Source organism: Lacrimispora algidixylanolytica (assembly GCF_003609635.1).
Classification (GTDB): domain Bacteria; phylum Bacillota; class Clostridia; order Lachnospirales; family Lachnospiraceae; genus Lacrimispora; species Lacrimispora algidixylanolytica.
The window spans coordinates 138,610-160,427 of the sequence record NZ_MCIA01000009.1 but is presented as its reverse complement, the minus strand read 5'-3'; the positions used below and the strand labels follow the sequence as shown (position 1 = coordinate 160,427).

General features: G+C 39.9%; 20 protein-coding genes, 7 tRNA genes and 1 pseudogene. 24 read left to right on the top strand and 4 right to left on the bottom strand.

From position 1 onward, the window contains the following. The first annotated feature begins 26 nt into the window (after nt 1-26). The 7 genes from BET01_RS08095 to BET01_RS08065 all read left to right on the top strand — a co-directional run bounded on the left by BET01_RS08095 (nt 27) and on the right by BET01_RS08065 (nt 719). Nucleotides 27-100: transfer RNA gene (locus BET01_RS08095), tRNA-Asp, on the top strand. A gap of 23 nt (nt 101-123) precedes the next feature. Beyond that, nucleotides 124-196, top strand: a tRNA-Val gene (locus BET01_RS08090). 31 nt (nt 197-227) lie between these two features. Next, nucleotides 228-300, top strand: a tRNA-Thr gene (locus BET01_RS08085). 20 nt (nt 301-320) lie between these two features. Continuing rightward, nucleotides 321-402 (top strand) — tRNA-Tyr (locus BET01_RS08080). Between the two features lie 51 nt (nt 403-453). Further along, a tRNA-Met gene (locus BET01_RS08075) sits at nt 454-527 on the top strand. A gap of 43 nt (nt 528-570) precedes the next feature. Continuing rightward, a tRNA-Phe gene (locus tag BET01_RS08070) sits at nt 571-643 on the top strand. 3 nt (nt 644-646) lie between these two features. Next, nucleotides 647-719: transfer RNA gene (locus BET01_RS08065), tRNA-Lys, on the top strand. An 89-nt stretch (nt 720-808) separates the two neighbouring features. Here BET01_RS08065 and BET01_RS08060 read toward each other — a convergent pair. Further along, nucleotides 809-1,039, bottom strand: coding sequence for a hypothetical protein (locus tag BET01_RS08060; RefSeq protein WP_120196290.1), 231 nt, complete (start codon nt 1,037-1,039; stop codon nt 809-811). A gap of 419 nt (nt 1,040-1,458) precedes the next feature. On the opposite strand from BET01_RS08060, the gene BET01_RS08055 reads away from it, so the two are divergent. Together BET01_RS08055 and BET01_RS08050 are read left to right on the top strand one after the other, a co-directional pair. Then, nucleotides 1,459-2,958 carry an aminotransferase class I/II-fold pyridoxal phosphate-dependent enzyme gene (locus BET01_RS08055; RefSeq protein WP_120196289.1) on the top strand — a complete coding sequence of 500 codons (1,500 nt, stop codon included), beginning with the start codon at nt 1,459-1,461 and terminating at the stop codon, nt 2,956-2,958. Between the two features lie 45 nt (nt 2,959-3,003). After that, the gene (locus BET01_RS08050; RefSeq protein WP_120196288.1) at nt 3,004-3,585 is read left to right on the top strand and encodes a guanylate kinase; all 582 of its coding nucleotides are present in this window, start codon (nt 3,004-3,006) and stop codon (nt 3,583-3,585) included. 152 nt (nt 3,586-3,737) lie between these two features. Here BET01_RS08050 and BET01_RS08045 read toward each other — a convergent pair whose 3' ends face one another. Both BET01_RS08045 and BET01_RS08040 read right to left on the bottom strand, forming a co-directional pair. Then, a complete protein-coding gene (locus BET01_RS08045) occupies nt 3,738-5,129 on the bottom strand; it encodes a HAMP domain-containing sensor histidine kinase (RefSeq protein WP_120196287.1) in 1,392 nt (463 codons plus the stop codon). After that, complete coding sequence (locus tag BET01_RS08040) at nt 5,110-5,823, bottom strand: response regulator transcription factor (protein WP_120196286.1); 714 nt, start codon at nt 5,821-5,823, stop codon at nt 5,110-5,112. Before BET01_RS08040 ends, BET01_RS08045 begins: the two co-directional genes overlap by 20 nt. Nucleotides 5,824-6,038: 215 nt before the next feature. Between BET01_RS08040 and BET01_RS08035 the strand changes: the two genes are divergently transcribed. Beyond that, entirely contained in the window at nt 6,039-6,635 is a 597-nt protein-coding gene (locus tag BET01_RS08035; RefSeq protein WP_120196285.1) for a hypothetical protein, read from the top strand. Nucleotides 6,636-6,997: 362 nt separating this feature from the next. Here the strand turns inward: BET01_RS08035 and BET01_RS08030 are convergent, their stop codons facing one another. Continuing rightward, nucleotides 6,998-7,708 (bottom strand): FadR/GntR family transcriptional regulator, encoded by a 711-nt coding sequence (locus BET01_RS08030; RefSeq protein WP_120196284.1) that lies wholly within the window; start codon nt 7,706-7,708, stop codon nt 6,998-7,000. Between the two features lie 201 nt (nt 7,709-7,909). Between BET01_RS08030 and hypB the strand changes: the two genes are divergently transcribed. The 14 genes and pseudogenes from hypB (at nt 7,910) to rsmI (ending at nt 21,731) form a co-directional block, all read left to right on the top strand. Next, nucleotides 7,910-8,572 carry a hydrogenase nickel incorporation protein HypB gene (gene hypB, locus BET01_RS08025; protein ID WP_120196283.1) on the top strand — a complete coding sequence of 221 codons (663 nt, stop codon included), beginning with the start codon at nt 7,910-7,912 and terminating at the stop codon, nt 8,570-8,572. A 33-nt stretch (nt 8,573-8,605) separates the two neighbouring features. Further along, nucleotides 8,606-8,731 carry a hypothetical protein gene (locus BET01_RS22220; protein ID WP_279221927.1) on the top strand — a complete coding sequence of 42 codons (126 nt, stop codon included), beginning with the start codon at nt 8,606-8,608 and terminating at the stop codon, nt 8,729-8,731. Continuing rightward, nucleotides 8,691-9,308 (top strand): annotated as a pseudogene (locus tag BET01_RS08020) (FAD-dependent oxidoreductase); the annotation flags it as partial. The gene BET01_RS22220 and the pseudogene BET01_RS08020, both read left to right, overlap by 41 nt. A gap of 26 nt (nt 9,309-9,334) precedes the next feature. Beyond that, nucleotides 9,335-9,679 (top strand): hydrogenase maturation nickel metallochaperone HypA, encoded by a 345-nt coding sequence (locus BET01_RS08015; protein WP_120196281.1) that lies wholly within the window; start codon nt 9,335-9,337, stop codon nt 9,677-9,679. 15 nt (nt 9,680-9,694) lie between these two features. Continuing rightward, a complete protein-coding gene (locus BET01_RS08010) occupies nt 9,695-10,747 on the top strand; it encodes a DUF5692 family protein (RefSeq protein ID WP_120196280.1) in 1,053 nt (350 codons plus the stop codon). Nucleotides 10,748-11,036: 289 nt separating this feature from the next. Beyond that, complete coding sequence (locus tag BET01_RS08005; RefSeq protein ID WP_120196279.1) at nt 11,037-13,226, top strand: helix-turn-helix transcriptional regulator; 2,190 nt, start codon at nt 11,037-11,039, stop codon at nt 13,224-13,226. A 157-nt stretch (nt 13,227-13,383) separates the two neighbouring features. After that, nucleotides 13,384-14,340 carry an ABC transporter permease gene (locus BET01_RS08000; protein ID WP_120196278.1) on the top strand — a complete coding sequence of 319 codons (957 nt, stop codon included), beginning with the start codon at nt 13,384-13,386 and terminating at the stop codon, nt 14,338-14,340. An 11-nt stretch (nt 14,341-14,351) separates the two neighbouring features. Next, complete coding sequence (locus BET01_RS07995) at nt 14,352-15,263, top strand: carbohydrate ABC transporter permease (protein ID WP_120196277.1); 912 nt, start codon at nt 14,352-14,354, stop codon at nt 15,261-15,263. Nucleotides 15,264-15,303: 40 nt separating this feature from the next. Next, on the top strand, nt 15,304-16,926 hold the full coding sequence (locus tag BET01_RS07990) for an extracellular solute-binding protein (RefSeq protein ID WP_120196276.1): 1,623 nt from the start codon (nt 15,304-15,306) through the stop codon (nt 16,924-16,926). 81 nt (nt 16,927-17,007) lie between these two features. Then, nucleotides 17,008-18,081: a dienelactone hydrolase family protein gene (locus tag BET01_RS07985; protein WP_243117156.1), complete on the top strand. Its 1,074-nt coding sequence runs from the start codon at nt 17,008-17,010 to the stop codon at nt 18,079-18,081. Between the two features lie 127 nt (nt 18,082-18,208). Further along, nucleotides 18,209-19,198 carry a DNA polymerase III subunit delta' gene (gene holB / locus BET01_RS07980; RefSeq protein WP_120196275.1) on the top strand — a complete coding sequence of 330 codons (990 nt, stop codon included), beginning with the start codon at nt 18,209-18,211 and terminating at the stop codon, nt 19,196-19,198. A 1-nt stretch (nt 19,199) separates the two neighbouring features. Beyond that, nucleotides 19,200-20,108 (top strand): PSP1 domain-containing protein, encoded by a 909-nt coding sequence (locus BET01_RS07975; RefSeq protein ID WP_120196274.1) that lies wholly within the window; start codon nt 19,200-19,202, stop codon nt 20,106-20,108. Next, on the top strand, nt 20,098-20,835 hold the full coding sequence (locus BET01_RS07970; protein WP_120196273.1) for a tRNA1(Val) (adenine(37)-N6)-methyltransferase: 738 nt from the start codon (nt 20,098-20,100) through the stop codon (nt 20,833-20,835). Before BET01_RS07975 ends, BET01_RS07970 begins: the two co-directional genes overlap by 11 nt. 38 nt (nt 20,836-20,873) lie before the next feature. Next, entirely contained in the window at nt 20,874-21,731 is an 858-nt protein-coding gene (gene rsmI, locus BET01_RS07965) for a 16S rRNA (cytidine(1402)-2'-O)-methyltransferase (protein WP_120196272.1), read from the top strand. Nucleotides 21,732-21,818 lie beyond the last annotated feature (87 nt).

Here is a 21,818-nt window from a genome sequence, read left to right as displayed (position 1 = left end):
TATGTATAATTTACTTTCAAAGGTTTGGCCTGGTGGCTCAGTTGGTTAGAGCGCCGCCCTGTCACGGCGGAGGTCGTGGGTTCGAGTCCCATCCGGGTCGTTTTACAAATGAATTTTGCTTATGGGATCTTAGCTCAGCTGGGAGAGCATCTGCCTTACAAGCAGAGGGTCATAGGTTCGAGCCCTATAGGTCCCATTCGATATGCAACTGCATATATGAGATTTGTGCCGATGTGGCTCAATTGGCAGAGCAGCTGATTTGTAATCAGCAGGTTATCGGTTCGAGTCCGATCATCGGCTTGCATTAAAAGTTTCAATTTGGATGGGTTCCCGAGTGGCCAAAGGGGGCAGACTGTAAATCTGTTACGTTACGTTTCGATGGTTCGAATCCATCTCCATCCATTCAGTGATTAAAATATCAATCACTGCATATAATACAATATAATTTAATAGCGCGGGGTGGAGCAGTCTGGAAGCTCGTCGGGCTCATAACCCGAAGGTCGTAGGTTCAAATCCTGCCCCCGCAATTTTTGTGCTTAATTTGGTCGAAATGTACTAAAGATTGCATGAGCCCAGATAGCTCAGTTGGTAGAGCAGTGGACTGAAAATCCACGTGTCGCTGGTTCGATTCCGGCTTTGGGCATATGGGATACTAGCTCAGGTGGTAGAGCACTTGACTTTTAATCAAGTTGTCCGGGGTTCGAATCCCCGGTGTCTCAGGACAAGCCTTGAAACAGAAATGTTTCAGGGCTTTTTATATTGTCTGGATATATTATCGTTATCTATTTCTAATGCATTGTGCGATTCGTTATTCGTCAAACTCTACAATTACATAATATCCTCGGTCATTATGTTTTACTTCTTTGACCATCCCTTTTTCAGATTTTATGCGTTCCCTACCAGCATAACAGCCAGACATAGCAACAGCAGGATCTATGATATAACTGTAGCTGCCAGCACCTTCCCTTTCAATGACATGAACTTCATCGCTTGCTTTCACTAAACCAGGTCGCTCCATTTTAAACTCGATTAATCTCATAATAATGATTCCATCCTTTCTTGCTCAAAATACTATTATAGCTTCCAGGGAAAAAATTGTAAAGGAAGGATAAGGATGATATACTATTACATAAGGTTATATAAATACTACTCATATAAGTTTATATAAATTATGTCAGATTAGACTATATGAGTTAATGGTAATTAGATATCAACTTACCACATAAGTATATATGATTTATATATTATTACAGGAGTAATGTATTAATTTATTATTTTAAAAAGGGAAATTGTTAGAAGAGAAAAACAAGAGCGTGATAAAGCAAGGATATAAAAGGGTTAAAACATAAATCGGATATACAAGGGTTAGAATATATAATAAAAAAGATAAAAGATAAATCGCAGAATATAAAACATGGAAGATGAAAGTTAAATGATAAGAAGATAGAGGAAAGTTAATTGAAAGAAAGACCTAAATTATTAAAGAGATTGATGGATTATGGTAATTCGGATTTTTATCCATTTCATATGCCTGGACATAAAAGGCAGTATAGGAATGAGGGGGTAAATGAATTTCCTAATCCTTTTTCTATGGACATTACTGAGATTGATGGTTTTGATAATCTTCATCGGCCGGAGGGGATTCTAAAAGACTCCTTAGAGTGGGCGGCTGGTGTATATGGTTCTGATAAAACTTATTACCTCGTGAATGGAAGTAGTTGCGGAATACTAAGTGCGATCAGTGCAGCTGTATCAAACAGAGGGACTATTTTGATGGGTAGGAATTGTCATAAGTCTGCATATCATGGAGTTTTCCTCAATCAGTTGGAAGTGAAGTATATTTATCCACAAATCATACCGGAATTGGGGATACAAGGTGGAATATTGGCTGAGGATGTTGAAGAACTGTTGAAAAGTTATCCAGAGATTGAAGCTGTGCTTGTGGTATCGCCTACTTATGATGGTATTGTATCTGATGTTAGGGCGATTGCTGAGGTGGTTCATCGATTTCATTTGCCCCTTATTGTGGATGAGGCTCATGGGGCTCACTTTGCATTTGGAAAGAAGTTTGAATATCCGGTATCTGCTCTGGAATTAGGAGCGGATGTTGTGATTCAAAGTCTTCATAAGACGCTTCCTTCCTTGACGCAGACAGCAATTATGCATGTTAAAAAGGGTTTTATTAATATAGAGAGGCTGGATCGTTACGCTCAGATGTATCAGAGCAGCAGTCCATCATATGTGTTTATGGCAAGTATAGAGAATTGTATTTGTTATATGGAAGAAGAGGGAATGAAGAAGCTGGGGTTATTCTCAGAATATTTGTTGGATATTAGAAGGCGTTTGAATGGAATGGAATATTTAAAGTTGTTGTCGAAGGACATCATTGGTCAGTACGGAGTATTTGATTACGATGAAACTAAAATTATAGTGTCTACTAGAAATACTGGATGGTCAGGAAGCCAATTGGATCAGTTATTGCGTGAAAAGTACCATTTGGAGATGGAGATGTGCGGGGCTGACTATGTGACGGCCATAACCACATTAGAAGATACGAAGGAGGGGCTTGAGAGGCTCTGCCTGGCATTGTTAGAACTTGATATGAGAGTAAGTTCGATAAGCTCTAGAATGGACGTTACGAAGCAAGATAGTAGAGAGATAAGTGATAATAGAACTGGCCATATTTTTGATGGGATTTATTTAACAGAGGAAAGTAGATGCTCCATTAGTGAAGCAATGGATGGGAAACGTTATAAGGTACTGATTCAGGATGCAATGGAAAAAGTGTCGGCAGAATTTGTTTATTTGTACCCACCTGGAATTCCTATTGTTGTCCCGGGGGAGGTTTTATCTGGTGATATGATTGAGGTTATATTAGAGTATAAGGATCTAGGGCTTCACGTCCAGGGAATGGAAGATGAGGCGGCAGAGTTTATATATGTATTGGGTGAGATGTAAAGTTAATATTTATTTGTTTTAATTAATGAATTGGAGTAGATGAAGATGGCAAAGATTTTCTATGTGATGGGAAAAAGTGCTTCTGGTAAGGATACTATTTATAAGAATTTGACGGAAAGACAACCTCAGCTAAAGCAGGTTGTCCTATATACTACCAGGCCTATACGGGAGGGAGAAAAGGACGGCGAGGAATATTACTTTACGACTGGAGAGCGGTTAAATGAACTTCGGGTGGAAGGTAAAATTATTGAAGAGAGAACCTATCAGACGGCTTTGGGACCATGGAGTTATTTTACTGTGGATGACGGACAGATAGATGTGAAAAGTGATGACACTTATTTGATGATTGGCACTTTGGAATCTTATGAGAAAACAAGAAATTATTATGGAGTGGATTTATTAATTCCTTTATACATCGAAGTTGAAGATGGGAAGCGGCTTAAGCGTGCACTCGAGAGGGAGTTTATGCAAAAGGATCCTAAATATGCAGAGCTATGCAGAAGGTATCTGGCGGATGAAGAAGATTTCAATGAGGAACGCTTAAGAAGATGTGGGATTGATCGGAGATTTATGAATGATAATCTGGAAGAGTGTCTTAGGGAGATTTTAACGGTTGTCGTGGAGTGATGATTAGATTCGAATTGTTCTGTGGAGGTGTTTATAGCTTTTACAGTGGTAAATTACTATTTTAGTGTCGGTTAAATTAAGAGTTCTTGGGAGAGAGGTAATTGCTTCTTTCCTAAGGACTCTTTTATGCTTCCAAGTATATATGAATTTATTTAAAATATAATCTCGAATACGGCGCCTTGTTCCTGATTGTATGCGATGATTTTTCCATTTAACAATTCCGCGGCTGATTTAGCAATGGCGAGGCCTAGGCCGAAATTTCCGTTTTTACCTTTATAAAAGCGGTCAAAGATAAAGGGGATATCGCTTTCTGGTATTCCGTCGCCATCATCTGAAATTCGAAGGATGCTAGTTTTATCTTTCTTTTCAAGCGATATAGTGACTTCCTTTTTGGAATAACGCAGACAGTTGGATACAAGATTCATAACGGTTTGAGATAGGAGCATATCGTCGATCTGGACAATTACCTCATAATCAGGGAGGTTAAGCTTTAGATTTATATTTGATTTGGTGGCCAGGCCCATAAGGCGTTGAATATAATCCTTTAGCTGGTGGCAGAGGTTAACTTCTTCCCATTGAGGTTTATAAGTGCCACTTTCATATCTGGATAGGGTTAGAAGCTCACTTACTAGCTCATTTAGTCGGATGCTTTCTCGCTTGATGATTTGTGCCGCTTCTTTTGTATCCGGGAAGATTCCGCTTTCAATGCCTTCTGCATATCCCTGGATGGACATAAGGGGTGTTCTTAATTCATGGGAGGCATTTTGCAGAAAGGTCTTCTGGTTTTTATCATAGGCTTCCAACCGTCCTACCATGAGGCTCATATTTTCATAAAGCTGCTTAAATTCCAAGGTGTCTTGTGGAATGGTGAGGTGGCTAGTATCAAAATCTCCCTGTCCTATTTGTAAGGAAAGGCTGCTAAGCTTGGAGATGGGATTCGTAATATGGGTTGCGATTCTTCCGGATAGATATATTGCAATAATAATACCTAACAGCATGATGACGATGAGAATTTGATTTACAGCATCCAGATATTTATTGATCTGGTCTGTTGGAAGGGCAAATACGGCAACTAAATTACTTAGATCTTCGCTGTTCATGGTATAAGCAATGGTGAGATATTTTTTTCCATTTACAGGTATGGTATAGACGGTTCTCTCTTTCATCTGTTGAATCTTAGGGTCTATGACGTTTAGAAAGGCGGTTTGGGAGGCGGTCAGTTTTGATTTTGATGGAAATACGGGTGTTGAGTCCTCAGCAATAAGATAAAAATCCATTCCTTGGGAGAAATGAGAGGATTTAAGAGCTGATAGAATATTTCTGGCTATGCCCAGGGCTTCTTTCTCTGAAGGTTTTCCTCCGCTTGTTTCTAATTCACTTTTTATTACCTTCTCTACTGCGTGAATGGTGGCTTTTAATTCATTTTTGGCGGCTGCATCGATATAGATTCGCAAGGATATGTTAAATAGTATTAATGTTGCCAGAGGAATCAGTATGAGCAGGATAAGAAATGGCTTTCGAATCTTATTTTTTATACTCTTCATGGGTGTCTCCTAATTCCAGACGGAAGCCAAAGCCCCAAACTGACTGAATTTTAATATCAGCTTCAGCCACAACTAACTTCTTTCGAAGCCTTTTTATGACGTCATCGGTAGCTCTGGTATCGGCTTCAAAGTCAAATTTCCATACATGCTTTAACAATTCTTCTCTTGATACGGCCTGATCCTTCCGTTCTAATAAGTATACCATAAGGGCAAATTCGGTTGGAGTGATTTCCAGAGGTTTCGTGTTAATGGTTAGCTCTCTTTTATTTACATCAATTTTTATATTTCCATAGGTGTATATTTTGCCTTTATTGCTTCCTCGGTCTAGCTCGATCCTTCGAAAAAGAGATTTTACTCTGGTCACAAGCTCCATTGGTGAAAATGGTTTGGTCATATAATCGTCAGAGCCAAGGGTTATTCCCGCGATACGGTCGGTTTCGCTATCTCTGGCGGAAACAATAATAATGAGGGTATTGCTTCGTTTTCGAATCTCACTGCACAGCACCAGACCGTCTGTACCAGGCATCATGATATCTAGGATAACCATATCGGAAGGGGTTTTATCAAATGCTTGTAATAATTTGTCTCCGTCTGGAAATGTCTCAACTTCAAAGCCCTCAGCAGCAAGGAATAGCTGTATCAGATCTCTAATGGGTTTTTCGTCATCTGCAAGGTAAATCAGCTTTTTATCCATTGGTAACGCTTCCTTTCGGCTGTTTTGTATATTTTATCATTTTACTTTATCAATTGATATAGCTGCCACAGTTTTGCCATAGTTTCACCTTTGCAATGCGTACAGGAATAGTAGTATTCTTTGAAACAGAGAAGGAAATCAATGGTTGCGTAACTGGCATAACAGGAATGATTTCGCTCAGTATATAATCCCAACATAGAAAAGGAGAATTTATTATGAAAAAATCATTTAAATCAATCACCTCCCTATTGGTTACAGCTATGCTTATTACAGGAAGTTTAACTGTTCCAGCTCAGGCAGCACAGTCAGTCTCCAGCCAGAGTAAGAAGGTAGAAAGCAGCAGTGTTTCTACGACACAGAAGGGTAAGTCAAATACAGCGAAGACAACACAGGCAGCAAAGAAAGAAACAGTGAAATCGACAGAGGTAGCTAAAACAGCGGCGGCAGTAAAAACTACGGAGGCAGCTAAGACAACAGCAGCAAAGGCTACGGAAGCAGCTAAGACAACAGCAGTAAAGACTTCAGAGGCAGCTGAGGCGACTGCAGCAAAAACAACAGAAGCAGCTAAGACAACAGATGCAGCTAAGGCAGCAGTAACGAAAAAGAGTGCAGGAAAAACAACGAAGAAGGCAGTAACGAAAAAGACAAATAAGAAATCCGCTGCGAAAAAGCATAAAAAGACAACTGCTAAAAAAGCTCATAAGGCAAAGGTAGTAAAATCAAATAAAAAGCATACTGGAAAGGTTCGTAAGACAGTTGCAAAAGGGCATAAGAAGGTAGCTGCTAAAAATACCAGTGTAGTAAAAAAATAAGAGATAGCAGTGTAAACCAGCTAATGTAATCATATTATAAAGGCAGAGGCGGTAGTAGTACAAATGTGTGGTGTAAGGGCTAAAACATAAATTGTAGCAGTGCAGATAGATAATATAAGTGAAAGGTAGAGGTAGGGACGGTAGCAAAGGTAGCAACGCAAATCGTTATTGCAAACTGCTGTTAGATTGGTATATTAAAAAAGGGATACTTCATTGGAAGCATCCTTTTTTGCGTTTAATGAAATAGTATTACACGTGGTTTTTCATACTAATCATTCGTGTGTTAGAACTTACTTAAATTATAAAGAAGTTAATTGTGTTCTAGTTACAAGAACAAAACTGGATTCATAGTAAGTCTTATCTCATGACTCCTCATAAATTTGCTGAGAACCCTCAATGGTTTCTGTTAGGTAGTGCTGAATCCATTGATTAGCGCCTTCTTTGTCCCGGTCGTTTAGAAGTCTCTGCAGATGAATGACATGCCCATAGAGAGCTTGGATACCATATAGCTTGCAGAAGCGAACCCATAATACGATGCAAACTTCTTTAAAGGATGAGTAAATCAGAGTCAGTACCGTATTACCAGCATGGTAGGCAAGGTCATGGTGATATTGAAAGGCAATCTGAGCAGCCTTTTGTATGGAGTCAGTACTTTTGAGTTTTTTTGCGGTTAATTCAAGCTGGTTAATAGCTTCTGCAGAGGCGGAATCAATAACCAGGCCGACGGCAAGTTGTTCCAGGGCGGTTCGTATTTCCAAAATGGCCCGTATTCCAGCTTTATCTAGTTTGTTGCCACGGTATTCTAATAAGGCAATCAAGGTTTGCAGATTGCCGTTTCTGCTGAAATCGGCAACGTATGTTCCCTGTCGGGGCAGTACTTCTAAAAATCCTTTTCTTTTTAATTCATTGATTCCCCCGTTTACGACTGCACGGCTTACTTTCATCTGTTCCGCCATCTCTCTCTCCGGTGGCATCTTACATCCGACTGGAAGTTGACCAGATAAAATCTTTTCTTCTATTTGTTGTACGAACAAATCTTTTAGCGATGGTGCTGTTATTTTTGTAAATTCCATATAAAACCCTCCCTGGAACTGGCTATACCAGATACCATGTTATTATTTTAACTTATTTATTCCTTTAAATCAAGATATTTGTTAATAAAATGTATAGAAATAAGGAGTAAAGTTGACTTAATTTGTGCAAAAAGGTATAATGTTAAAAACATAACATATTGTGGTATAGCCAGAGAATAATCTGAAGAGGGGGATACAGCAATGGGGGAATTTAGAGTTCTGGAAGTGAAACAGAGCATTTTTGCGGACAATGACCGTAGGGCTGATGAATTAAGAAAAGAGTTAAAGACAAAAAAACTTTTTTTGTTAAATTTAATGTCTTCGCCAGGAGCTGGTAAAACAACGACTCTGAAAAAAACAATTAGATGCTTGCAAGACAAACTTACCATAGGAGTCATGGAGGCAGACATCGACTCAGATGTAGACGCTCGTAGCATCTCGGAGCTTGGCGTTAAGACGATTCAACTCCATACGGGTGGAATGTGCCACTTGGATACGGAGATGACCCGGCAGGGGCTAAAAGGTCTGGAGGCAGATGGTCTGGATTTAGCAATCCTTGAGAATGTAGGGAATCTGGTCTGTCCGGCAGAATTTGATACTGGAGCAGTGAAAAATGTTATGATTTTAAGTGTACCGGAAGGTCATGATAAGCCATTGAAATATCCACTGATGTTTACCATTTGCGATGTCGTTTTAATTAACAAGATTGATGTTCTTCCTTACTTTGACTTTGATTTGGAAGTGTGTAAATCTTATATCTTAAAGAGGAATCCCAACGCCATAATTATTCCCATTTCGGCCTGTACAGGGGAGGGAATAGAAGAATGGGTTCAGTGGTTAAGTAAAGAAGTGAGAAATTGGTAGCAGTAATAATATCAGGGGGAAAAGGAGAAGAAGATGGCAGGGGTAGCACTGGCGATGAAGGTACGTAAGCCTATGTTTGCCAAAGATGTGGCCAAGAAATGTAAAAAAGAGTTAAAAAGGACGCACGGTGGTGATCGGGGGCGGAAATGTGGCAGTTGATGTGGCTCGCAGTGCAATCCGCGCAGGTTCTTCTTCGGTATTCATGTATTGCTTGGAAGACCGCTTGATGATGCCAGCGTCCAAAGAAGAAGTGGATGAGGCTTTGGAAGAAGGAATTGAAATTCATAATAGCTGGGGGCCATGTGAAATTCAATCGGAAGATGGGAACGTGAAAAGAGTCATATTGAAAAAATGTGTCTCTGTGACAGACAGTGAGGGGCATTTTCAACCACAGTATGATGAGAATGAGCGTATGACAGTGGAATGCGAATCGGTTATAGTCAGTATTGGTCAGAGTATCATCTGGGGGGACTTATTACTTGGAAGTAAAGTTCAACTGGCACGTGGGGACCGTGCCGCAGCACATTCATTGACCTATCAGACAGAGCAACCGGATGTATTTGTGGGAGGTGACGTATTCACTGGGCCAAGGTTTGCCATTGATGCCATAAGTTTATTCCGAGAATTGCCGGAGGCAAGCAGAATGGTTAAGAGTGAGGATAAGATGAAAATGGTATTGCCTTATGCTTTAAAAAGGCAGATTAAGATTATGCGAAACAAAAACAGATCTGTGTAAGAGCTGGAAGAAAAGAAGGTGCAATCATGCATGAACTGGGATTGGTGACTCACATTGTTAGGACGATTGAAGACATCTCAATAGAGGTACAGCTTACAAATGTGTCCTCTGTTACGCTGGAGCTTGGGGAAGTTAGCGGTGTGATTCCTGATTATCTAACGGACTGCTGGAAGTATTTTAGGGTAAAATCTGAACTTTTAAAGGAAGCAGATTTAAAGATCTTTATGATTCCCGCAGTGACAATCTGTGAGGATTGCAATCGAACATATTCCACATTGAAATATAAAAAGATTTGTCCCCATTGCGGAAGTGGAACCACGTACCTGAAAACGGGGACTGAATTTAATATCAAAGAAATAGAAGCTTGTTAATAAGGAGGATTAAGTATGTTTGTATTTACAGAAGGTGTTCCTGCAATATTGGTTTTACTGGTTTGGATTGGAGTGTTTATCTCTCTGTTTGCGGCAAATGAAGTAAGCCGTCGTTTTAAATGGGTGGGGTTTGTATGCTTTGTGGTATTGCCGGTTATTTTAACGTTTGTCTGGCTTACTGTTTTAAGGGATACTTCCTATATGGATTGGTTTCATCTGGCTAAGGTTTATTCTTCTACAGCTGGCTGTATTGGTTTTTGGTGTATCCGTCATATTAAGAAACTGCGTCATAATAAAATTGCCCTTTGTTTTCCACCCCTCATTTTAGCCATTAACATTATGGAGGCTTGTATTAGGGATTTTGAGGTTTCCCAGTATGTGACTCCGGTTATGGAATACATGAACAATCAGGTTCAATACTACATAGGTGGATCTTGGAATGTGATGAATGGAATCGCTGGTATTTTAAACATCGTCACCATCACTGGCTGGTTTGGCATTTGTATCCGTAAGAAAACATGTAAGGACAAAAGTCAGGATATGCTTTGGCCGGATATGATGTGGTTTTGGATCATTGCTTATGATCTATGGAACTTTGCTTATACTTACAACTGCCTGCCAACCCATGCGTGGTACTGCGGGTTTGCGCTTTTACTTGCTCCAACAATTTGTGCCTTTACATTAGGTAAGGGAGCGTGGCTTCAACATCGTGCCCAGACACTGGCACTTTGGTGTATGTTTGCTCAGACCTTTCCTGCATTTCAGGATGCCAGCCGTTTTCTGGTGCATTCTGGATCTAGTAAGGCCATTGCGGAGGCAGCCATTAAGGAAGGCCTTTTGGCTTCCGATGGATATACTGTAATGACTGGTGCAGGTATCTATCAGGTGGCAGGGGCTTCACCAAATACTACATTTATGTTCCTTATGAGTTTATTGGCTCTCCTTGCAAATGTTTTGGTGTTTGGTTATATGGTATATAGAATTATTAAGACAAAGAAGAATCCTTACACAGGAGAGATTTATTTAGATCATAAGAAATACAAAGAGATTAAGGTTTTGGCGGAATAAAGAAGTTTACTTTACGTCTGGGGGCGGTGTTATAGAGCTCCCAGGCGTTTTTTATGTAAAAGGTAAAGTCGTCCTATCACTGTTTTAATAGGGGGTAGTAGGTATATTGGTATTTGTGAAAGATTATGAGATATTTTATAAGATAAGATTTATAGAGAGGTACTTTTACGATTGGAAAAACTTTAAACCTTGATTGTTGTTGGAACTTTTGGTATATTAATCAGTAACATGAGGAGTTTATTTATGTAAAGTGTACAGGAGTTATTTTGGGAGCTTGAGGTGCGGCAGAATGAGAAATATTAGGAAATCACCGGGTTATAGAAAGAGCAAATTTTTTAGAAATATGTTTTTTTCTTATTGCATTATTATATTACTTAGTTTTTTGGTGTACTCAGCAGTAATTTCCTATGAATCCATGAAGGTGAAGAAGGAACAGACGGCTGCATATTACAATGCAAAGATCCAGACCTTTGCAAATGCCATGGATCAGCAGATATTTAGTGCGCAACGAATTGTATCTGATCTAAATACCTCTTCACTGATTAATAAACTTTACGTGAATGTGCAGATGAAGAATCCCATTGATTCCTATTTACTTTATCAGGTGCTTAATGATATTCGCCTGCAAAAATCAGCGGGTGATAATTTTAATATTTATGATATTGCCTTGATCATCAATCAGTATGATAAAATTTATACCAGCAATGAGGTGATACGTCTTCCAGAGAAGATAGATTTATCCAATGTAGAGATGGAGCCTATTGTAGTTCAGGATTTAAATTCTGTACTTGGAATGAAGAATGCCCAGTTGCTATTTTATAAAAAATTCTTTATCTACACCAGTAAGTATAAGTATGGGTCGGGTTCTGCCAGAGGAATGATATGCGTTTTGTTTGAAGATAAGAAAATAACCAGGCTTTTAGAGTCACTTTCTGAGGATGGTTCTGGACTATTTATGTATTATGAAGGGGTACCTGTATTGCAGACGGGAAGTACACAAGGAAGTGTCTTTTCGCAGTCGTCACGGGCAGATGAGAATATTTCCTATGAGATTTTTGCTTCACCTGATAAGATTTCTTTTGGAATCGGGGATATTTCCCTTTTTGCCTTGCTTTTTGGGTTTCTCATCTTTGTTTTATATGCATTTTTGGCCTACTTTTTTGCTTACCGGTATGCTTCTCCTTTTGAGAGGATTCGTCATATCATGGGAAAAGGGAAAAGAGATGAGAAAAATGAGGGAGAGAGAATTGTAGAGGACGTGGAACATCTCTTAGGGGAACGCAATGATTACATGGAACAGGTTCATACCATTTCTCCTTATGCCAGTCAGGGAATCTTATATAGTTTAATATCTGGGGACTTTGATCAGGAGGGATTGAGCCAGGGAGGGTTAAAGAACTTTTTTGAGTTTAAAAAGTTGTTTTTCCTGGCGGCGGTCATTGATATATGGGAAAGTACGGGAAATAAAAACCTCTTAAAGGAAGCAAAAATGCGGATTAAGAATCTGGCAGCAACAGAAGGTGATGATGATTATAAAATCCTTTGTTATGAAAAGGATAAAAACCATCTCTTTTTAATTCTTAATAGTGATAAGGGGGAGCTTTTAGAGGACAGGCTGTACGAAATTTTTGATCGGATTAATAAAGCGGTGCCAGATACCGTGGTGATAACCATGGGTGCTGATGATGTTAGGGAAGAATTTGAGGAACTTAATGCCTCCTGCGACCGGGCTATTATGACTTTGGACCGGATCTTATGGGAGGATAGAGGAAGTGTTTATTTTTACGATGCGGAATTGGAGTTCTCACTCAATTATTATTTCCCGAAGAATCCGGTGAAATCACTGATTAAGGCAGTGAAGGAAAAGAATCTGGATGAAATTGAACATTTCTTTGAAGAAATCAGAGAAAAAAATGAACAAGACAGCGATCATTCCGTCACGGCCAATCAGCTTTTGTTGAGTGAACTTTATGTTACCGTGGGGAAGGTGCTTCAGATCACTGGGGAATTCTATGGGATTCCATTTCGGAAGGTTGAAAAAAGTCCTGATTATAGGACCATTGAGGAAGTGATTTCTTATTATAAGTCGATTATTTATGAGATGCTTGTTGAGGCAGAGGAAAAGAAAGAGTCTAAGGAGGAACTTCCTGGACTTGATGTGGAGTTGATTGAGTATATCAATCAAAACGACCGCAATCCAGATTTGTCCTTGGCACAAATTGCGGATCACTTCTTTGTGAGTTGCAAGTATGTAACGTCTCTTGTGAAAAAAAGGTTCGGGGTAACCTATTTAAAATATGTTCAGGAACGTCGGGTAGAATATGCGGTTCATCTGCTAAAGACAACCGATATGTCCTTGGAACGAATTGCGGAGGAATGTGGGTATACGAACATGCTTACCTTCCGCAGAAACTTTAAAGCGATTATGGAACAGAATCCCAGTCATTACCGAATGGGGCAAGATGGGGTAGAAGTATAGGGGGATGAATCAAAAAAAGACGGTATTTTACCAGTCTTTTTTTGATTCATTCATTTTTTTTCGTCAAAATACATATGCGCAAAGTGAAACTATACAAAAACTAGTGCAATGTGTACAATTCTCTTATCAACATTGCTTAGGGAAGGGGATTGTAAGAATGAAGAATTTTGATGGTGTTATGACATCAAATACGAAAAAGAGCAAGTCACTGATTTCGTATATAAAAAGAGATAAATACCTGCTCATTATGTTTGCACCTGTATTGGTTTATTTCCTGGTATTTTCTTATTTACCTATGACAGGACTGGTAATGGCATTTAAGCAATACAAGCCAGGGGGAGGTATGGCTGGTATTTTTTCAGGAGAATTTGTAGGACTGAAGTGGTTCATTCAGTTTTTTAATTCGCCCTACGCATTTCGTCTGGTAAGGAACACGTTTTTGTTATCCTTTTATTCTTTGATCTTTGGTTTTCCAATTCCGATTTTATTTGCGGTTTGTATTACTCAGATCAGAAATAAAACGTTGCAGAGAGGTGCTCAGGTCATTACCTATTTACCGTATTTTATTTCTACTGTTGTTATATGTGGTATGATCACCAACTTCTTATCTCCATCCAGCGGTATTGTAAATCAGTTGATTACAAAACTTGGAGGCAGTGCCATTAACTTTATGGGTGAAGCAAGATGGTTCCGGGGTATCTATGTAATATCTGGTTCCTGGCAGACCTTTGGATTTAACTCTATTATCTTTGTGGCAGCCATTATGGGAATCGGTCCTGAGTTATATGAAGCTATGAAGGTGGATGGGGCGACGAAGGTTCAGACCATTCGTTATCTTGTTCTTCCAAGCATTAAGCCAACCATTGTACTGCTTCTTATTATGTCACTTGGAAATTTACTCAATGTAGGCTTTGAAAAGGTTTACCTGCTTTACAATTCCGGACTTTATGAGACAGCGGATGTTATATCTACTTATGTATACCGTCAGGGTATTGATAATCAAAATTACAGCTATGCAACTGCGGTTGGTCTGTTTAATTCTCTCATTGGATTTGCAATTGTATTCCTGGCAAATCGTATGAGTAAGAAAATGACGGATACATCTATTTGGTAAGGAGAAGAGATATGGAACAAAAAAGTGCATGGGTGGAATTTAAAAATGAATGTCTTACGGATAAGCTTTTTGATGTCCTTGTCTTTTTACTGATTGTTTTGGCTGTCGGTGTGACATTTTATCCCTTTATGTATGTAGTCAGTATTTCCTTAAGCTCAGGAGCGGCAGTAAATAAAGGGCTGGTAACGCTGTTTCCCGTAGATTTTAATTTGAGTACGTATAAAATGGTTATGAATTATAAGGACCTTTGGGTTTCTTATGGAAATACCTTTTACTATACAATTGTGGGAACCTTTTTAAACATTGTGTTTACCTGCTTGGCAGCGTATCCACTGTCAAGAAAGCGGTTCTTCCTTCGGAAAAAGATGAATTTTCTTTTGGCATTTACCATGTATTTTTCCGGCGGATTGATACCAACCTATGTGGTAGTTACCGGCCTTGGGTTGTACAACAGCCGTCTTGCCATGATACTTCCGGTTCTTGTGAGTGCTTACAATGTTATGATTTGCCGGTCGGCCTTTGAATCCATTTCAGAGGAGCTGTTTGAAAGTGCGTATCTGGAAGGGGCTAATGATCTTCACGTGCTTTGGAAAATCGCGGTTCCCTTAATTAAGCCTACCTTGGCTGTTTTAACTCTTTATTATGCGGTTGCGCGCTACAATGACTTTTTTAGCGCACTCCTTTACATTGGAAAGCAGAATTTACAGCCGTTACAGTTATTTTTAAGAAGAATTCTTTTAATGGCATCTTCTGAAATCATGCAGTCTTCTGGAAGTGCTACGGCCGCCAGTGCTGCGGCTCAGTCAACCATTCAGATCCGGTATGTGTGCATTGTTTTATCCATGGTTCCAATCTTATGCCTCACACCGTTTATACAGAAGTATTTAGTAAAAGGAACCATGCTTGGTGCAGTTAAGGGTTAATCTAACCTTGATGAAATAATATATAATGGAGGGTAATTACATGAAAAAAGGATTACGTAGCACAGCACTGGCGTTAACAGCGGTTCTGGCTGTAACCGGTTTGTCCGCTTGCGGTAGCAAGGGGGATCCAAAGGAAGCAACAACAGCAAAAAGTGCGGAGGCAGATTTTACTTATACCGGTGCCGCACCTGTAACAAAAACACCTGGTGCTAAGGTAAGCATTCTGGCGCCGAATTCCTGGTATTCTACCGTGGATTATGCAAATGCGGACATTGTTAAAAAAATACAGGAAAACGCTGGTGTAACCGTTGACTGGACCTTAGTATCTCCAGTCAATTATAAGGATAGTGTAAGCCCTATGCTTGCATCTGGAACAGATCTTCCAAACATTGTCCAGCTTCCTGATCTTGATAACAATATGACCTATATCACTGCAGGGCTTTTTTATCCTCTTGATCAGTATTTGGATCATATGCCAAACTATAAAAAGTATCTGGATGAGAATCCTGGAATCAAAGCCAGTTTGACTGCGGAGGATGGACATATCTACTACTTGCCTCAGACAGCAGTTACGAACAATTATCAGCCTTGTATTATGATTAATATGGAATGGTTAAAAAAGCTTAATCTTTCTGTTCCGACTACTCTGGATGAGTTTGTAGAAGTACTTCGAGCATTTAAGGCCAATGATATGAATGGCGATGGGGATGTCAATGATGAAATTCCTCTTAGCGTAACCGCAGACAGACTTTCTTCTATGTTTGGCCCTGCTTTTGGTCTTCCTGCTATGTTTGGTCCTTCTGTTGGTCTTGATCCAGTTAGCAGTTACTATGCTGATGATGATGGAAAAGTACATTACGCACCAGCAGAGGCAGAAAAATATAAGAAGTATGTTACATTTTTAAACCAATTATACAAGGAAGGTCTTTTAGAGGTAGAATACACTTCCTTAACCAGAGATCAGATCACACAGCGATGTGCTCAGAACCGTACAGGTGCAACCTTTGATTTTAGCTGGCAGATGTCTCAGCTTTACAGCAAACAGTATCCAGAGTATAATGGAGAAACTGGAGTTATGGTAGGGATACCACCGTTATCTGGTGATTATAAAGGAGTTTATCTTGGCAGAACACCAATTTCTGGAATATTTGGTGTAAGCACCAGCGATAAGGATCCGGTACTTGCCATGAGATTTCTTGATTACGCTATGAGCGAAGAAGCTCAGAATTATTATGTATGGGGAATTGAAGGAGAGAGCTACACGGTTGGTGCTGATGGCAAAAAGGCTTATACAGAAAAGGCAGCAGATAATAACTGGCTGCAGCAGCTTGGAATTAATGCAGGATGTCTGCCATCTCAGCAGTCAGTAGAAGCAACAGATGTACTCTTACCAAAATGGCATGTAGATGTTGATAAGGAGTTACAGAGCTCTATAAGAGATCCATGGCCATTTATTTATTCAACTAAGGATGAGCAGAATATCATTGCTCAGTATCAGACTGATCTTACAACTTATGTTGCAGAAACCAATGTGGCGTTCATCACTGGAACCACTAGCCTTGATTCCTTTGATTCTTATCTTTCTACTCTTGACAGTATGGGGTTAAAGGATTTATTAAAGGTAAAACAGCAGCAATATGACCGCTTTAAGGCATCTAAGTAATGAAATAAACATAATATGGGCTGTTGTAAAATTTAATTTTGCAACAGCCTTTTTCTATATGGAGAAAGGAATTTTAAGACGATGGAAAGCAGAACCATACCAATTAAGATGTTTTATACCTGCGAGGAGCAAATAAAAAAAAGGTGGAAAGAACAGGGGAGAAAGAATAAGTTCTCTGCCAAATCCGTAGAAGAATTTCAGGAATGGAAAGAATCTGTAAGACAGATATTAAAGGAACTGATTGGCCTTGACCGGATGGAGTCTTGTTCTCTTAATCCCCAGTGTCTAGAACGGGTGGAAATTGAGGATGGAATCATACGGGAAAAGATATTAATTCAAGTGGAGCCAGAGGTTTATATGCCGGTCTTCGTTTTAATTCCACCCAAAAAGGGAGAAGAAAAGTTAAGCTGTTTTCTCGCTCCCTGTGGTCATATGGGGGCAGGAAAGTATTCTGTGGCAGGTGTCAGGGATATTCCGGCAGTTGCAGATAAGATCGAGCTGTTTCACTATGATTATGGACTTAAGATGGCAAAGCTTGGATATGTGGCCCTTTGCCCCGATGCCAGAGGATTTGGGGAGCGAAGGGAAAAGGCGCTGCAAGGGGCCGAAGAAGATGAATTTATAAATTCTACCTGCTTTCACCTGGCTCATATGGCAGAACCTCTTGGCATGACGCTGGCTGGGATGAATACCTGGGATCTTATGAGGCTTCTTGATTATGTTGAGGAGCGAGGAGAATGGGATATTAATACCATCGGTTGCGTGGGATTTTCCGGTGGTGGAATGCAGGCTCTGTGGCTTTCGGCTCTTGATGATAGAGTCAAGAAGATTATTATTAGCGGGTATTTTTACGGAATAGAGGATTCACTCCTTAAACTTAATGGCAATTGCAGTTGTAATTATGTACCTCATTTATGGGAACACGTAGATATGGGAGATCTAGGTGCGCTTTTAGCTCCAAGACCTTTGATGATTCAGTCTGGGAGAGAGGACCATCTTAACGGGGAAAAAGGATTAAAGAATGTGGAGGAACAGCTTTTGGTGGTAAAAGATGCTTACAATCTCTTTGGAATGGAGGACCGGATTTTCCATGACGTTTGGGATGGGGGGCACTGCTTTCATCAGGAGCATATTGAGGGGTTTTTAATGAGATAACAGGCGCATTTGCCAATACTTATTTCTTGTGATGGGAAAAGTTCTATGATATAATGTTGGTAATTCGTTTTCCTTTCATAAATATACAGGGAAAATGGATGGGACAACACAGTAAGGAGGTTTCTTTATGCTAGGGTTTAAAGATATAATTGGACATGAAAAGATCAAGGAGCATCTACAAAAAGCGATTGAGTCCGATCATGTTTCCCATGCGTATATTCTTACAGGTGAAACTGGAATGGGAAGAAAATCTCTTGCCAATGCCTTTTCCATGACGCTTCTTTGTGAAAGAGGGAAAAGCGATCCCTGTATGGAGTGCCATGCCTGCAAGCAGGTGATGACAAACAACCACCCGGACCTGATCTTTGTTACTCATGAAAAACCGGGTAGCATCGGCGTGGATGACATCAGGGGACAGATTAATGATACCATTATGATACGTCCTTACAGCAGCTATTATAAAATATACATTGTGGATGAAGCAGAAAAAATGACGGTACAAGCTCAAAATGCTCTTTTAAAGACCATAGAGGAACCCCCGTCATATGTCATTATCATGCTTCTTACCACCAATCAGGAAGCATTTCTCCCGACGATCTTATCCAGATGCGTACAGCTAAAGCTAAAACCGCAGACGGATGCCGTGGTGAAATCTTATCTGATGGGATCTTTGGGAATAAAAGAAAGCAGAGCTGACATTTATGCTGCATTTGCCAGAGGTAATTTAGGAAGGGCCATTCATCTGGCTTCTTCTGAGGAGTTCCAGCTTTTGTACTCGGAGCTACTTCATATGCTGAAGCATTTGAAGGAAATGGATATTATGGAACTGCTTTTTTATATCAAAAAGATGAAGGATGAAAATCTGGATATCTATGACTGCCTGGATTTTATGCAGTTGTGGTATCGGGATATTTTAATGTATAAAGTGACACAGGATATTAATCTTCTGATTTTTAGGGAAGAATTTAATACAATGAAGGAGATGAGTGCATCCAGCGCTTATGACGGCATTGAGACGATTTTAAAGGCCATTGATAAGGCAAGAATCCGTCTTGATGCAAACGTGAATATGGAGCTGGCCATGGAACTCATGCTGCTTGTTATGAAGGAGAACTAAAATGGTAAAGGTAATAGGCGTTCGGTTTCGGAATGCGGGGAAAATATATTATTTTGATCCCATGAGCCTGGAAGTTAAGACTGGGGATCATGTGATCGTGGAAACAGCCAGAGGGGTTGAGTATGGCTATGTTGTTTTGGGCAGCAGGGAAGTAGAAGAAGAAAAGGTGGTTCAGCCTTTAAAACCAGTGATACGTTTGGCTACTAAGGCAGACGATGAGGTGGAAAAGAAAAACCACGAAAAAGAAAAAGATGCTTTTAAGATATGTAAGGAAAAGATTCGCAAACATGGTCTTCAGATGAAGCTAATTGATGCGGAATACACCTTTGATAATAATAAGGTTTTGTTTTACTTTACAGCCGATGGAAGAATCGATTTCAGGGAGCTTGTAAAGGATCTGGCCTCTGTATTTAAGACAAGAATTGAACTTCGTCAGGTAGGCGTTAGAGATGAGACTAAGATCGTAGGTGGAATCGGCGTATGCGGTAGAACACTTTGTTGTCATTCTTATCTTTCTGAATTTATTCCGGTATCCATAAAGATGGCGAAGGAACAGAATCTCTCCTTGAATCCAACCAAGATTTCCGGCGTTTGCGGAAGACTTATGTGTTGTCTAAAGAACGAAGAGGAGACTTACGAGGATCTTAACAGCAAACTTCCAAGCGTAGGAGATTTTGTGACCACAGATGACAATATAAAAGGGGAAGTTCTCTCTGTTAGCGTGTTAAGACAGTTGGTTAAGGTCATCGTTACGATTAAGGATGAAAAAGAAATACGGGAATATAAGGTGGAACAGTTAAAGTTCAAACCAAGGCGCAAAAGAGATAAGAACCAGGTTACAGATGCAGAATTAAAAGCACTTGAAGCTCTGGAGAAGAAAGAAGGAAAGTCCAAGCTCGATGATAATTGATTTAAAAGACAACGAACGTATTGATGATCTGCAGCGTAATGGGTATCAGATTATACAAAAACAAAATGGATTTTGTTTTGGAATGGATGCAGTTCTTTTATCTGGTTTTGCTCAGGTAAAGCCAGGAGAGCGAGCTGTAGATCTAGGAACCGGAACCGGAATCATTCCCATTCTTCTAGAAGCAAAGTATGATGGAATTCATTATACGGGTCTTGAGATTCAGGAAGAAGTGGCTGATATGGCTAAGCGGAGCGTGGTTTTAAACCATTTGGAAAATAAAGTGAGCATTGTGACAGGAGACATAAAGGAAGCCAGCCGTTTATTTGGTGCGGCTTCCTTTGACGTGGTGACGTCAAATCCGCCCTATATGAACGATGCCCATGGTCTTAAGAATCCAGATCTTCCAAAGGCAATCGCAAGGCATGAGGTACTTTGTTCTTTGGATGATGTAACGAGAGAGGCTGCCAGATTATTAAAGCCTGGCGGTAGATTTTATATGGTGCACCGTCCTCATCGTTTGATTGAGATTGTGACCGCGCTAAAGGGGTACGGGCTGGAGCCTAAGCGGATGAAGATGGTACACCCATTTGTGGACCGGGAAGCTAATATGGTATTAATCGAAGCAGTTCGAGGTGGTAAATCCATGATAAAAGTAGAGGCTCCCATTATCGTATACAAGGAACAGGGTGTGTATGCGGATGAGATTTATACGATTTACGGGTATTAGTTGATACCTAAGGAATAAAAGGACCGGGAGTGAGAGAAATGGAAGTAAATAAGGGAACGTTATATTTGTGTGCAACCCCTATTGGGAATCTAGATGATATCACCCTCAGGGTTTTAAATACATTAGAGCAAGTAGATTTAATAGCTGCGGAGGATACCAGACACAGCATAAAACTGTTAAACCACTTTGAGATCAAGACACCTATGACTAGCTATCATGAGTTTAATAAGGTGGAAAAGGCTAGATATCTGGTAGATAAGATGAGAGAAGGGGTATCGGTAGCTCTCATAACGGATGCAGGAACTCCAGGCATCTCAGATCCTGGGGAAGAGCTTGTTAAACAGTGTTATGAAGCTGGGATTCCTCTTACCTCTCTTCCTGGCCCGGCTGCCTGTATTACGGCGCTTACTCTTTCTGGACTTGGGACAAGAAGATTTTGTTTTGAAGCATTTCTCCCGTCGGATAAGAAAGAAAAGCAGTGGATTTTACAAGAGCTTAAGAATGAAACAAGAACCATAGTGATATATGAGGCGCCTCATAGACTGGTGAGAACATTAACAGAGCTATTGGGTGCGTTGGGAAATAGAAATATTACCATATGCAGGGAGTTGACCAAGCGGTATGAGACCGCATTTCGGACAACCTTTGAAGACGCTCTTCAAACGTATGAGACAGTAGACCCTAAGGGAGAATGCGTCATTGTAATAGAAGGGAAAAGCATTCAAGAGAGAAAGGCTGAAGAGACAAAAGCCTTTGAAGATATGACAATTGAAGAGCATATGGCTATTTTTGAGGGTAAGGGAATTGACCGTAAGGAGGCCATGCGACTAGTGGCAAAGGACCGGGGAATCAGCAAACGAGAGGTTTATCAGCACTTGCTAAATAATGATTTATAAAAATCTCTTGACAATTTACTTATCTTTTAATAAAATTAGTTTGAGATTCAAACTATTTAAAATATAAAACAATCCAACGAGGCATGA

Coding starts and splice junctions, on each gene's coding strand:
- BET01_RS08015 (WP_120196281.1), top strand. CDS start 9,335: ATGCATGAACTGGGATTGGTGACTCACATTGTTAGGACGATTGAAGAC.
- BET01_RS08060 (WP_120196290.1), bottom strand. CDS start 1,039: ATGAGATTAATCGAGTTTAAAATGGAGCGACCTGGTTTAGTGAAAGCA.
- BET01_RS08005 (WP_120196279.1), top strand. CDS start 11,037: ATGAGAAATATTAGGAAATCACCGGGTTATAGAAAGAGCAAATTTTTT.
- rsmI (WP_120196272.1), top strand. CDS start 20,874: ATGGAAGTAAATAAGGGAACGTTATATTTGTGTGCAACCCCTATTGGG.
- BET01_RS22220 (WP_279221927.1), top strand. CDS start 8,606: ATGGCAGGGGTAGCACTGGCGATGAAGGTACGTAAGCCTATGTTTGCC.
- holB (WP_120196275.1), top strand. CDS start 18,209: ATGCTAGGGTTTAAAGATATAATTGGACATGAAAAGATCAAGGAGCAT.
- BET01_RS08035 (WP_120196285.1), top strand. CDS start 6,039: ATGAAAAAATCATTTAAATCAATCACCTCCCTATTGGTTACAGCTATG.
- BET01_RS07985 (WP_243117156.1), top strand. CDS start 17,008: ATGGAAAGCAGAACCATACCAATTAAGATGTTTTATACCTGCGAGGAG.
- BET01_RS08000 (WP_120196278.1), top strand. CDS start 13,384: ATGAAGAATTTTGATGGTGTTATGACATCAAATACGAAAAAGAGCAAG.
- BET01_RS07975 (WP_120196274.1), top strand. CDS start 19,200: ATGGTAAAGGTAATAGGCGTTCGGTTTCGGAATGCGGGGAAAATATAT.
- BET01_RS07990 (WP_120196276.1), top strand. CDS start 15,304: ATGAAAAAAGGATTACGTAGCACAGCACTGGCGTTAACAGCGGTTCTG.
- BET01_RS08040 (WP_120196286.1), bottom strand. CDS start 5,823: ATGGATAAAAAGCTGATTTACCTTGCAGATGACGAAAAACCCATTAGA.
- BET01_RS08050 (WP_120196288.1), top strand. CDS start 3,004: ATGGCAAAGATTTTCTATGTGATGGGAAAAAGTGCTTCTGGTAAGGAT.
- BET01_RS07970 (WP_120196273.1), top strand. CDS start 20,098: ATGATAATTGATTTAAAAGACAACGAACGTATTGATGATCTGCAGCGT.
- BET01_RS08030 (WP_120196284.1), bottom strand. CDS start 7,708: ATGGAATTTACAAAAATAACAGCACCATCGCTAAAAGATTTGTTCGTA.
- BET01_RS08010 (WP_120196280.1), top strand. CDS start 9,695: ATGTTTGTATTTACAGAAGGTGTTCCTGCAATATTGGTTTTACTGGTT.
- BET01_RS08045 (WP_120196287.1), bottom strand. CDS start 5,129: ATGAAGAGTATAAAAAATAAGATTCGAAAGCCATTTCTTATCCTGCTC.
- hypB (WP_120196283.1), top strand. CDS start 7,910: ATGGGGGAATTTAGAGTTCTGGAAGTGAAACAGAGCATTTTTGCGGAC.
- BET01_RS07995 (WP_120196277.1), top strand. CDS start 14,352: ATGGAACAAAAAAGTGCATGGGTGGAATTTAAAAATGAATGTCTTACG.